We start from the raw sequence: 12,720 nt of genomic DNA on the forward strand, positions 1-12,720 counted from the left end.
CTAGAATTCTGAAAGAACTGTACCAACAACATGGGTACCATTTTTTTGGAGTTGATCAATTGCAACTGCAGCAGCATTCATTTTCGTAATATTTTTACGAATTACCATAACAACACCGCCTGCTGCTGAAGCAATTGCTTGAGAATCCGTACTTTCGGAAAATGCAGGAGTATCAACAAGAATAATGTCATAAGAGTTCGACAAACTTTTGATAAGAGATCTAAAATTCGCCTTACTAACCAACTCCAAAGGGTTAGGTGGCAAAGTTCCAGCAGCAAGCACAGATAAGCTTTCAAACGCATTCACTTTATTGATTACATCGACTGCGGCACGACCAGCTAAGATATCCGATAAACCGCGACCACCCTTAAGCCCAAATAGATTATGCTGAGTTGGATGCCGTAAGTTAGCGTCAATTAGCAATGTGTTTTCCCCTAACTGAGAAAACACAACAGCAAGATTAGCAATCAAATAACTAGCTCCAACCCCAGCATCAACACCAGAGATAGCAAGAACTTTTCTATTTTTTGCAAACCAATTAAATATCAATTGGCTACGCAATGCCCTAAATGATTCTGCTTTTGGCCCAAAGGGCTGATATGCAGCAATGAGGCTTGATGAAATACCATCATCTTCGGGATTCAGGTACGGGTAATCAAACTGACGTGCTAGCACATCTTGAATATCACTCTCAGTAATTAGCCCCAAGTTCTTTGCAGCCTCACCAAAACGCACTCCTTGCTGTTTATGCAATAACATAATGCGCTCCGCATCAGCGGGAGTTATTTTCCCCATCCGAAGTAACAAACTACCAATATTAAACTCAGAAAACGGGCTGATAGGAGCTTGAGGGGAAACATTAGGTATATTCTCTATAGTCATTAATATTCTCAATTCGCGATTCTAAGTGGATTGGTTTTTTTTAACCCAAGCAACCTTCTTTTGTCCTTTGGCAGCACAGCCAATACAGGCACCTCTAAAACATCAAGTAGATCCTCGGAAGACCTTACTCTGCGGTCAAGCATTTCTGCTACTACCCCAAACCCTATCCCTAGTAATACTCCTACAAATACTGACAAGACAATATTCAATAAAACCTTTGGACTTGATGGTTGTATTGGAGCAGTGGCAGGATTTAAAATGGCCACATCCGATTGATTTGACTGACCTTCAATATTGCTTTGAGTATACCGCTGTGTCGTCACATCATATGCACGTTGAGCATTTTCAATTTCGCGAGTTAATACGGCCAATGCATCACGGTCTCGATTCAAATCCAAAACTTTAGCCCTTTGCGACTCTAGTGCGGCTCGAAGTTCTGATTCACGCTGCTTCAAGATTTTTGAGTTTGTTGCAACGCTACCAGAAACACTTTGAGTTTGTCGGCTAAGTTCAGCTTTCAAGTTATCAATTTCAGCCTTTGCACCTTGATACAATGGATGGTTTCTTTCAACCTTTTGAGAAATATCAGCAAATCTTGCTTCGGCGCGTGCAATTTCCGTTTTTAGTCCCTGAATTAGAGGATTAGATGCAACGTCTGGAGAATCATACACACCACTTCCAATAGTATTTCGTTGCCTTGATTGAGCCTCCATACTTTGAGACTGTGCAATAACCAATTGGGAGGACAGCTCATTAAGCCTTGCACGCTCAACGTCTAATCTCTCGTCTACACTAATAATACCTTTTTCCTGCTGGTACTTAGACAAACGCTCTTGAGCATGTTCCAAATCGACCCTTAAGTCCTTCACTTGCTCTGTGAAGTATTTAGCTGCTTTTTGCGATGGCTCTACTTTAAGCTGTATATTTGTATGAATATATGCTTCAGCAAACGCATTAGAAATAGCCGCAGCAAATTGAGGATTAGATCCTTTAAAACCAATATCAATAATACTACTAGTCTTAGACGGTGTTACATCAAGATTTTTCAACAAAAGCTCAGACAGCCAGTCTTTAATATTACCTTGTCCCTCTGTACCACTCTCAAAACTTTTAACAACCGCATCATTTTCAGCAAGTTTTAAAGCATCTATTACCTTTAATGCTACATTTTTGCTAGAGATAATATCAACTTGTGTTGCCATATACCCTGGCATCAACTGGGCAGGCAACGCAACACCTGTAACAGGATCAACACCTTTATAATTTACAATAACAGTTGTGTTAGCCGTATAGTTTTTTGGCAACAAGATGCTTACCAACGTGGTAACTGCTACAGTAACTATTAATGTAAGTAACACAATTTTATATCGTGCTTTTAAAATCAATAGTATCTGGGATAAATTCATATTTATTGCCTTTAAATTTTCTAATAACGCTTAAAACAAGCTCTCTTGCACATATACGACATCATCTGCCTGAATTAAATCATCATGCTTTGCTTTAATAATCTGTACGACTCCATTTGAATCTCGTCGTTTTATCTTGACACCACGCTCAGTCCCTCTAAGTGTCAATCCACCGCCAATAGCAAGTGCTTGCAGTACGGTCATCTTATATTCGAGTCGGTATTGGCTTGGCCGTTGTACTTCTCCATATATGTAAAAGCGCTGAGCACGCTCTACATACAAAATATCTCCACCAGTAATAGTTATATTGCGAGCAACATCCCCAACTCTCATCATTTCTGCCAAGTCTATTACTTCTCGTGTAGTCTCATTTTCTCTAGTACGAATCAATGTAATTAATTCCCCGCCCTCAGGTGCTATACCACTTGCAAGTGCTAAAACATCGGCAAGTGTTCTTTGCCCTTCCAGTGGATATCTCCCAGGACGGTTAACCTGCCCTAAAACTGAGACCTGCAGACTTTGGAGTTGCGAAACAATAATACTGACATGAGGATTTCTTAAGAATCCACCAGCTTCCAATTTAGATGCAATCTTCTTTTCAGCTGCTGCTGGAGTCTCCCCTCCTACAGAAACCTCGCCAATCAAGGGATAAGTAATTGTGCCCGACTCACTCACTCGTACTTCCAAAGCTAAATCAGGTTGTTCAAATACAGAAATTTTAAGAATATCTCCAGGCCCCAAAAGAATGTCATTCGTAGCAGAATTTGCTGCACCTGCTAAGAAGAACAATTGAAATATCAACACAATCTTAATGAGCTTATTCATAGCTATCCAATAAAAATTTGTAAGTTAAAGTTATTTAAGTCCATTAACACCACGAGCAATATCATCATTAGCTGTAGACGCGCTACCTTTTTCTTGAGCATTTGATACCCCTGGCTTCGCAGGTTCAACATTGCGCATTGCGTTATCCAGATATTCAATCTTCGCATCACTACGCAACTTAACAATTTCAGCTTCGCCTAGTTGCTTGCGTTTATTATTCAATAATACCTGTTCAATTTGAGGTGTAGCATCAGCTAGCAAAATTGGACTTTCTTTCACACTATCCATCAATACCAACATGGTGCGTGGTCCCATTCCAATAACAAACAATTGCCCTCTACGCGCATCTTTCAAGCGCTCTGAAATTTGAGGGGGAAGCTCTGCCACACTCCGCGCCACCTCACCACGGTCATATTGAATACCTTTTGCATCCAACCATACAGCAACCTCCTGTAATGTCTTAAAGCCACCAAGAGCTGACTTAAGCTCATCATTGACATAGCGAGAGTCAATTAACAGCTGTTCCATTTCGACTAATTTTCGCTCACTAAACAATTGAGGATTTTTTTTATAAAAATCTTCTATCTCGTTTTTCTCTGGCTTACTAATATTTGCAACCTTACTTTGCAGGTATGCCTGGGCAATGATTTGTGACTTAGCACGCTCAATTGTCTGCATCACATTAGGATCCCGATCCACTTTGGCTTTCAAAGCTGCTTGCTCAAGCAACTGACGATCTATTAAAGCATTAAGGATCTGCTTACTTGCAGCATCTTTTTGTGCAGGTTGCACATTGGCACGTGCAAGCTCTTCATTCAGCTGGTGCACGGTGATTTCTTTACCATTTACACTAGCTAAGGATTGGCTGGCCTTGCTTTCATGTGATTTATCACCGCATCCAGACACAGCAGTACCAATAATTAAAACAATTAAAGCATTAATAGTTAATTTCGAGCATTGCTTCATGGCTGTTCCATATTGGGTATTCAACTTAAAATCTCCTCAAAATTCTGCAAAATCACCATTAATAGGCATTATCTTTTTTAAATACGACGAGTACTGTCCGGACGATGATCCAGAAGTCAAATGCCAATGACCAATGCCGCAGATAATCCAGATCGTACTCAACACGTGCTTCCATTTTATCTAGAGATTCTGTTTCCCCTCGCAAGCCATTCACTTGCGCCCAGCCGGTAATGCCTGGTTTAACTTTGTGGCGCAACATATATCCACGAATTAATTTACGATATTGCTCATTATGGGCAATTGCATGTGGACGTGGCCCAACAATACTCATCTGCCCTTGTAGCACATTGATGAATTGGGGCAACTCGTCAAGAGAGTTTTTCCGTAAGAATCCACCGACAGGAGTTAACCGTTGATCACGCTTTTGTGCCTGCACTACTTTGTCACCATCTTCCATAACTGTCATGGAACGAAATTTATAGACAATAATTTCTTCACCATTAAGACCATAACGGCGCTGCTTAAATATAACCGGCCCCCTAGACGTCAACTTCACAATCAGTGAAATCGCCAGCATGATAGGAGAAAGTATTAATAGGATAAGCGAGGCAAGAATAATGTCACTAGTCCGTTTGATTAAACTATTGAAACCAGTGAATGGTGTTTCACAGATTGCTACCACGGGCACACCAGCCACGTCATCAAAACGAGCCTGCACCAAATCAAAGATGTAAATATCAGGCACAAAATAGATGGACGCGGTAGTATCCTGCAGCTCCTCAAACAACTGCCGGATTCGAGGCTGAGCGGACATTGGCAAACTAATAAAGATAATTTGCGTGTTATTGGCACGCACATATGGAGCAATATCAGACATTGAACCTAACAGTGGTACATTACGCATCCCCTTGGGATGACGCATCACATCTCGATCATCAAATAGCCCTTTAACCTCCATAAAAAGGTAAGGGTCATCATTAATACGGTTAACCAATCGAACGCCAATATCATTAGCACCAATAATGACAACTGAACGAACTTCGCCATTTTTGTGCAAATCGGAAGCAATTTTGCGGATAGCAAGATGCGCAATAATTAAAATAACCGGCACACTAGCAAACCAAATATAAATCATTTCATCTAGATATTGACTTGAAAGATCTGCCGCATACGCAATAAATACCAACATTGCTACCACAATCAACCACCCAAAGAGGATGTCCCGAATGTAGCCCAGAACCTTTCCACTCCGCCAAGTACGGTATAGGTCAAGGCGCTCATATACATTTGAGGAAATAAAATATGCCAGCAGAGCTAGAATTAGATAATACCCATTAAATGGCTCACCATATAGCAAAGTAAACCCATAAAGAGTTCCCAGTATAATAAGAGGGTCCAACAATTGCTTAAAAAAAGCAACCAACGGAATATCATTAACGGTCATTTAGGCACCATCAAAACTCGTACTGCCCAGTCAAAGAAACACTATTTGCATCAAACTCAAACGTATTTAGAGTTGATTCCCTGATACTGTGCATAAGTGAAGCATTCAAAACAAAAGACAAGGTAGGCTTATATACAACTCCCAATGAAAATGTTTTATCTCGATCAGATCGCTGTGATCCAAAAATGTCATCCCCTACAAAGTCTCTTTTTTCATAACGCAAGTTTCCTTGGAAAGTGACTTTACTTGTAGCATAAAGACTCGCAGATAAAGATGTTCCTTTATTGAGGGTATAGCTTGAGGTAACAAATCCTTGGGCGTTATTTTCTCGCCACGCTGACAAATTCATACTCGTTTTACCGGTAGGCATCCAATTGAAATTACTTCTAGCATTAAATTTACGAAAATCTCGCGAAGAAACCTCATCATGTTTTCGATCAACCAATCCGCCTAGAAATTGAAATTTTGACTTTGCAGACAAACTCCAGTCAACATTTAGCTTAATTTCATTCTGCGTGTAATCATTACTAATAGGAATACCAATGAAAATTTGGTCTACAGGTCTATCACCTCTTGCATGCCTATACACAACACCTACTTTGCTAGTACTTGGTGAAATATAATCCAGCTCAACCTCCTGAGAGTTTTCGTTTAAATTAGCAGCTTTTTGATTTTCGGCACTATACTCAACCTCATAGTTAACAAGTGCTATACGGGTTTGCCACCTTGGATGCAACTTCCAAATAGCGTCAGCAGATTTTTTGTCCTCAGTTCGTATATTCAAACCAAGCCCACCCACCTCTAAAAAATCAGCAAATGGCACCAATGCTTTTTTATGGAAGGCCTGAAAATTACCTTGCCAAAAATTGCCTAGATGCCAATTCCATTTAGCATTCAGCTCTCTGCCATTACTATCTAAAGCAGAGTTTCTATCGAACTTGGATCTATTTAAGCCCAAATCAATAAAGAATACTTGCTGGCTAATTTTCTTGTCCAGAATAATTCCAACTTCTGTCATGAGCATGGTATCAGCCATTTTTTCGCTACCTGTACTAGCAAGCGCTTGATCTTTACCAGAAAATCTTCGCAAATTGTCGTCATACATGTAAGTTGCACTTGCATAAGGACGAATGACATCTCCCTCCAACGCATACGCAGGTGAAATCAATAAAGGTAGCTGCTGACAAGAAATTACGAATAGCAGCTTTAAAAAAATTGAGTTAGGTAAACGCAAGTAAAAACTTCCCCAATTACTACCAGTAATGCCAGTTACCGGTATATATGACCCAAACTCCCAATACGCCGTTAGTCACCGCATGCGCGATAATCGGCATCCATATTTTTCCGCTACGGATATAAAGCAACCCATATGCCAAGCCAGCAACCAAGCCGGCAAACCAGAGGCTATGTTCTATAGCAAAAAGGGCGGATGACACTGCTAACGCCATCCATCCCACATGCCGTGGCGCCACTTTCAGGAAGTTCTGATTTTGGATCCAGCGCATCAAAAATGAGCGCCAGAACAATTCTTCCATTAGAGGCACAACTAATGCTGCTCCTGCAATTCTTGTCGCCATAAGGATACACGCCTCAATACCAACACCAGGATTAAAGCCACCTGATACCTCGGAAAGCAACATCCACGGGGCATCCAGATTAATCCAGGCAACAAATACTAGCACACCAACCGCAATTGCGGTCAACCATGCTTTGAAATCTAAAACTGATCCATGAAACAGCTCTGTATAGTTTTTACGTAACACCCAAAGCACAAGAGCAACCAATGTGACCTTGATGCCATAGAACCAGCGTAAATCAATGCCTGCGGGGCCATACTGCTCAAATATACTTACACCAGCCATCAATGCTATATAGATTGCAAAAGGAAGCGCACGATTCCAAACAGATCCTAAATTCAAACTGGGCATGGGTATTTAATCTACACAAGGTGTTTGATGATACAAAATTTTACCAACAAATGATACAAATTCTCATTTACAGTAGCTATAAGTAAAAAAATAAGTCGGCATAAGCCGACTTATTTATGCTACTTAATTACTGCTATAGATTTATGACAGCTCTTTGTTTTTACGACGACGAGCCACAAAACCCATCATGCCAAGACCAATCAGCATCAGAGCATATTCAGAAGGCTCAGGAACTGCAGCCACTTCTGCGACACGGAAACCGCTCAGCCAGATTTCCTGACCCACACGACCACCTTCGTTGGTAGAAGCACCCTGGATGATACCGATAGCATTGCTACCAAATTCATAGGTGTACTGGGATGCATCTACGCTCAGGAAATAAATACCAGAATTAGGGTTATCTTCGCCGATGCTGACGTCAGTGCGAATTGCCACCTTGTCGAGGTCCAGATAAGCGCCCGAAGCGGCAGCAGCATCATTGTAGGAAGCCTGATAGCCAGAGCGAGATGGATCGCGCAGACGGTAGCCACCTTCTGCACCGCTATAAATTCCATCAGCAAAATACCAAGCAGCAGAAATAGTGTCTACATCAGAGAAACCAGTGCGAACAATGGAGTTGATTTCAGAAATACCGCCGCCGCCATGGATGTTACCTGTAGGATAATTTGGCAACAATTGGAAATAGCTACCAATAATCAGCTGATTAGTAGTCGCATCAATCCATACGGTATCAATAAAATTGCCAACCTGAATACTATTATTAATAGGAGAGTATACCGAAGTAGTAACGGAAGCTTGCTGGGTCCAAGTAGATGGAATGCCACCGGTCAGGAAGAATGGATCTGTTGCTGAGTTGTTAGTGCTACCAGGTGTGCGTTCACCAGTGTTCAGAACATCAACAAAACCACCAGCATAAGCACTGCTGACACTAACAATTGCCAGAGCTGCACCGGCGATAACTTGTTTGAATTGTACTTGCATTTGTTAAATCCCCTCTAAATCGAGTCATTGTCCTATGAGCGGACAATGACTCTGTTCTTAAAAATTAACAACTTTCTCCATAATGCCCTGCATGAATTTCATACAAAGCGTACTGGCTTTAGGCCAGATTCTGTTTTTTGCGGCGCGCAGCCACAAAACCTACCACTCCTAAACCAAGCAGCATCAAAGCGTACTCTGATGGCTCAGGTACTGCAGCGACAGTTGGAACAAAACCACCGAGGTAACCACCAACAATAGTCTGGCCTTCTTCACCAGCCTGATAATAGCCAATCGCCTTATCACCTAGAACGTACTCAGTAGCATCCGTCTTGACCAGAAAGAGGCCACTACGTGGATTGCCTTCACTCACGCTGATATCAGACTTTTGACGCACAGCATCCGCATCAAAATCAACAGTTCTAAGGTAAGAGTAATCATCAGTTCGACCTGTTTCGTACATGCGCAAATCATTATCAGATAGGAACAACCAAGCTGAAGAAGCGCTGAAACCTTCAAAACCGTAACGGTAGAGGAAGTTCACTTCCTGGTTATTGTCAACCAGGTTGATGTAACGAGTCCCAAACACCAAGGCGCCATCACGACTATCTTGATAGACAAAATCGTAAACAGTCGCCTGTGGTACGCCAGACAACAAAGGCACATTCGTTGTTACCTGCCAATCCAGTAATGTCAATACATAATTACCGGACTTGGAACTATACGAGATCGAGCTTGCAACCAGATCATTGTCTCCAGTGCTATAACCATCAACCCAGGTATAGCCGGTAGCATTTAGATACAGTGCATCAGCGTTTGGGTTCTGTGCGCCACTGACCAATCCACCATTGGCTACACTCAGTGCTGCCAAATCATCGCGCAAGTTAACAAAATCGCCTGCATACGCTGAAGTAGCTGTCACCAGCATAGATGCCAATGCAATAGACATCAATTTCATCATCAATCTCCTTATGTTTATTTACCATATAACCTCTATGAACAAGGTTATATCCTCGAGGACAACCGAATCGCCTGGCCATCGCTATTGCTATGGTTGCAAAATCCGGGCCCGCTCAGGCCTCAGAGCAAAATGGAAATTCATTGAATAATCAACCTAAAAGTAACAAAATATTTACAAATCATTTACATATAGCTTATTCAATACAAGTTCTCCGGGTAAAAATCCATGTCAGATTAGTCCTAATGGACTAATGCTCGCCTCTAACAAATTTGTTATTCGCCAATAATCCTCAATCTTTTTATGGCTTTAAACAGCCAACTTGGTTATTTACAACCACCAACAACCAAATTTACTTAATTTAATAAGAAGGCTAGTCGAAACCTTGGTCTTACGCCCCAGAAAAACAAAATGAAAGAGAAATGCCGAGACCGTTCCAACATAACACCGACATTTTTCACACTGGTTTCTTAGCCCGGACCTCTACCGTGAACAGAAATATGCGCCGAAATCCAGTCTGGATATCGCGATAACACAGGAATATAGAAAATGCCGGATCAAGTCCGGCATTACAGAGAAACAACCACGCTGACCTAAGCGCCTGGGTCTTGTCAACAAGGTAAAAAGACTGCAAATCTATTCTTTCTTGCCTATACCCACTTTTTTCCAATCTAGGTCATAGGCAAGCCCTATCCATACGGCACGCGGCGCGCCTGGGCCGATGAATGTCGTATTGTTGTATGAAACATCACCATCAGCCTGCCTGCGGTAGTTTCCACCCGCATCAAAAGGTGTTCTCCCCAGATCACCAGCCGTGGCATATTTCTTGTCAAAAATATTATCCGCTTTGACAAACAGGGTAAAACCGGCATCAAACCTATAGCTCGCCCTCATATTGAATATGGCATAGCCAGGGATAGTCCCTTTGCCCAAATAATCATAGGTATCTACCCGATTAGAACCAACATAATAATTCCCTGCTGACCGTGGCCGATGCTCATTGTTTTCATTCCCGCGTACATAGGAGAATGAATGCATGATCATACTCAATGTGGCATCAAACCTGTCACTGAAGCGGTAATTCCAATTGGCTTGCACAATATGCCTTGGCATCCCAGGTAGACTATCTCCCGGCTTAATATTCACCAATGTTTGCAAGCTTGGAGGAGGTTCAACAATATGAGAGCTATTGTTAGGATTGACCGCTGTGGCAGGCGATTCGAACGTTGCTAGCAGATAGGTATAATTCACTCCAAACCGGCTTCTGCCCACCTCACCCCGGAACCCCATTTCTATGCCCTGCCGTAACGTTTCCCCGAAGTTATCGAATACGCCCCGGTTTTTACGTCCCAAGGGCATGAACAGAATGTCGTCCTTGAGCTCGGTTCGGAACAGACCCACATTCCAGCTAAATCCCTCCCCTATGCCTCGCATACCTATCTCATAGGCCGTAGAACGCACTTGCTTGAGATAAGGATCGGCAGATAATGAAGTGGGGATGGAACAACCATATTGATAATTGGTAGAGCCCAAACTGTCATCTTTTGTATAGTCACGCGCGCAACCTAATTCAATCACGGTGGGAATTCTGGCTCCACGGCTTATATTGCCGTACATAGATAGGCTGTCAAGCGCCTGCCATACCACACCAATCGCCGGGTTGAAGCTTCTGTAGTCATAATCGCCATCTGTGCATATCCATCGCGCCAGATCTTGCTGCCCTGGTCCCAGTGGTCGACTCCCCTTGCAGTAATCACGACTAGGCTGGAACTGCTGATAGCCAAAATTATATAGACTCAAACCCCGGTCAGATATCAGCTTGTTTTTTACATTTGCCCAATTAAACCTTGCTCCATAAGTGATATGAAAATTATCCACTGGCGACCAGGTATCACTAAAAAACAATCCCTTGGTTCGGCTGCTGCCCGTCAAGTTATTTCTGATAATTGGGCGTGTAGCCGCTACAATTACCCAGGCCTCGTCATATAAAGCTGGGTCAACGTAATAAATCTCTCGACCAGGAGTCATTTCAGCAAGCTGCTGGGATTGTAAAAAGCGTATATCAGTAGTGTCATAGCTTGCCCCAGCCGTGATCTGGTGCTTATCCAGATCAAACATAGCCTGTAATGTCCAGCCTTTTGCCGCTTGATTCAAATCACTGAGATTGAACAAGCCCGTCAATCTATATGATGAGTCTAGCGCCATTCTGTTCACCTCATCATATGCATCCCCGCTTGTAGCCGTCTGATGCATCTTGCGCTTATATGCCATCGCAGAAACCGAAATGTAATCATTGATATCCCAGCGGCCATTCAAATTATAGTGATTAAGTTTATTACCGGATTCGTCAGGAGATGTGAATACCCATTTGCGATTGGTCTCCGCCATCTCGAATGGCACCAATCCATTTCCCGTCAGCGCCGTCTCAACATTGAGCGCACTGAAGTTGAGTTCACCTTTTGGCAACTTGAGAGTCACATTGTTATAGAGCTGCCTTAGGTTGCTGGGTGAGTTCTGACGCCAACCGTCTTCTTCAAAATGGTTGTAGGCCGTAAACAGGCCTAGCGTGCCGTTGTTAATGCCATTAGAAATCTGCACTTGCTGGCGACCCCAGGCACCAGCAATCACTTCGCCGCGGGCATGGTTGTCGGTAAAGCCAGTCTTAGTACGGATTGCCAGAGCGCCGCCCAAGGTATTCAAGCCAAACAACGGACTGGAGCCAGGGAGCAAATCGATAGAAGCAATGGCATTCATGGGTAACAAATCCCAATTCACCACGTCTCCAAAGGCTTCATTGACCCGCACGCCATCCAGATAAACGGAAATTCCCTGCGGAGTGCCGATCATAGGAGAGGCGGTAAAACCACGGAAATTGAGATCCTGCTGGAAGGGATTGCCGGCATAATCGTTGATACTCACCGATTGCATGTTGTTGTTCATAAATTCGGTGATATTGATGGCCCGAGATTCAGAAATCTCCTTGGCGGTAGCACTTTGGATATTGGTTGCAGATTGTTCACGATCTATCCCAACGCCAGGCAAGGGACTTACAATCCTCACCCTGGGGGCCCTGATTACGATTTCCTGCACCCTGATAGCAGGCTCTGGCACTGCATTGGTACTATCGGCATCAACCTCCTGCTGAGTCTCAGCAGTCTCTTCAGCAGCAAGACTTAGTGCGGGACAGCCCCAAGCACAGACTGCTATCAGAAGAAAAAATAGCCTTAATCGACTGGCAAGCCCCAGCCTTGATTCTGCAAACACGCGCCCTCCTCCAAACTCCATAGCCATTAACATTTTATTTTTATTGAACTTGCGGCTTTTATAGCCAGC

At 42.9% G+C, this 12,720-nt stretch carries 10 protein-coding genes; all 10 read right to left on the reverse strand.

Features of this window, described 5'->3' with window-relative positions; translation table 11 throughout:
- The 10 genes from epsG to LG200_RS08760 all read right to left on the reverse strand — a co-directional run bounded on the left by epsG (position 1) and on the right by LG200_RS08760 (position 12,651).
- Entirely contained in the window at positions 1-882 is an 882-nt protein-coding gene (epsG, locus tag LG200_RS08715) for a chain length determinant protein tyrosine kinase EpsG (RefSeq protein ID WP_226757170.1), read from the reverse strand.
- Positions 883-890: 8 nt separating this feature from the next.
- A complete protein-coding gene (gene epsF / locus LG200_RS08720; protein WP_226757171.1) occupies positions 891-2,288 on the reverse strand; it encodes a chain length determinant protein EpsF in 1,398 nt (465 codons plus the stop codon).
- A 30-nt stretch (positions 2,289-2,318) separates the two neighbouring features.
- A complete protein-coding gene (gene epsE, locus LG200_RS08725) occupies positions 2,319-3,113 on the reverse strand; it encodes a polysaccharide export protein EpsE (RefSeq protein WP_226757172.1) in 795 nt (264 codons plus the stop codon).
- 30 nt (positions 3,114-3,143) lie between these two features.
- Positions 3,144-4,103, reverse strand: coding sequence for an EpsD family peptidyl-prolyl cis-trans isomerase (locus tag LG200_RS08730; RefSeq protein ID WP_226757173.1), 960 nt, complete (start codon positions 4,101-4,103; stop codon positions 3,144-3,146).
- 34 nt (positions 4,104-4,137) lie between these two features.
- Complete coding sequence (locus tag LG200_RS08735; RefSeq protein WP_226757174.1) at positions 4,138-5,523, reverse strand: undecaprenyl-phosphate glucose phosphotransferase; 1,386 nt, start codon at positions 5,521-5,523, stop codon at positions 4,138-4,140.
- A 10-nt stretch (positions 5,524-5,533) separates the two neighbouring features.
- Positions 5,534-6,757: an XrtB/PEP-CTERM-associated polysaccharide biosynthesis outer membrane protein EpsL gene (gene epsL / locus LG200_RS08740; protein WP_226757175.1), complete on the reverse strand. Its 1,224-nt coding sequence runs from the start codon at positions 6,755-6,757 to the stop codon at positions 5,534-5,536.
- A gap of 19 nt (positions 6,758-6,776) precedes the next feature.
- The gene (locus tag LG200_RS08745) at positions 6,777-7,451 is read right to left on the reverse strand and encodes a CAAX prenyl protease-related protein (RefSeq protein WP_226757176.1); all 675 of its coding nucleotides are present in this window, start codon (positions 7,449-7,451) and stop codon (positions 6,777-6,779) included.
- A gap of 141 nt (positions 7,452-7,592) precedes the next feature.
- A complete protein-coding gene (locus LG200_RS08750) occupies positions 7,593-8,432 on the reverse strand; it encodes a PEP-CTERM sorting domain-containing protein (RefSeq protein ID WP_226757177.1) in 840 nt (279 codons plus the stop codon).
- A 118-nt stretch (positions 8,433-8,550) separates the two neighbouring features.
- A complete protein-coding gene (locus LG200_RS08755; RefSeq protein ID WP_226757178.1) occupies positions 8,551-9,390 on the reverse strand; it encodes a PEP-CTERM sorting domain-containing protein in 840 nt (279 codons plus the stop codon).
- 633 nt (positions 9,391-10,023) lie between these two features.
- Positions 10,024-12,651: a TonB-dependent receptor gene (locus tag LG200_RS08760; protein WP_226757179.1), complete on the reverse strand. Its 2,628-nt coding sequence runs from the start codon at positions 12,649-12,651 to the stop codon at positions 10,024-10,026.
- Between the last annotated feature and the right edge of the window lie 69 nt (positions 12,652-12,720).

The organism is Methylobacillus caricis, assembly GCF_020532705.1.
In the GTDB taxonomy this organism is placed as follows: domain Bacteria; phylum Pseudomonadota; class Gammaproteobacteria; order Burkholderiales; family Methylophilaceae; genus Methylobacillus; species Methylobacillus caricis.

Coding starts and splice junctions, on each gene's coding strand:
- epsG (WP_226757170.1), bottom strand. CDS start 882: ATGACTATAGAGAATATACCTAATGTTTCCCCTCAAGCTCCTATCAGC.
- epsF (WP_226757171.1), bottom strand. CDS start 2,288: ATGAATTTATCCCAGATACTATTGATTTTAAAAGCACGATATAAAATT.
- epsE (WP_226757172.1), bottom strand. CDS start 3,113: ATGAATAAGCTCATTAAGATTGTGTTGATATTTCAATTGTTCTTCTTA.
- LG200_RS08735 (WP_226757174.1), bottom strand. CDS start 5,523: ATGACCGTTAATGATATTCCGTTGGTTGCTTTTTTTAAGCAATTGTTG.
- LG200_RS08745 (WP_226757176.1), bottom strand. CDS start 7,451: ATGCCCAGTTTGAATTTAGGATCTGTTTGGAATCGTGCGCTTCCTTTT.
- LG200_RS08750 (WP_226757177.1), bottom strand. CDS start 8,432: ATGCAAGTACAATTCAAACAAGTTATCGCCGGTGCAGCTCTGGCAATT.
- LG200_RS08755 (WP_226757178.1), bottom strand. CDS start 9,390: ATGATGAAATTGATGTCTATTGCATTGGCATCTATGCTGGTGACAGCT.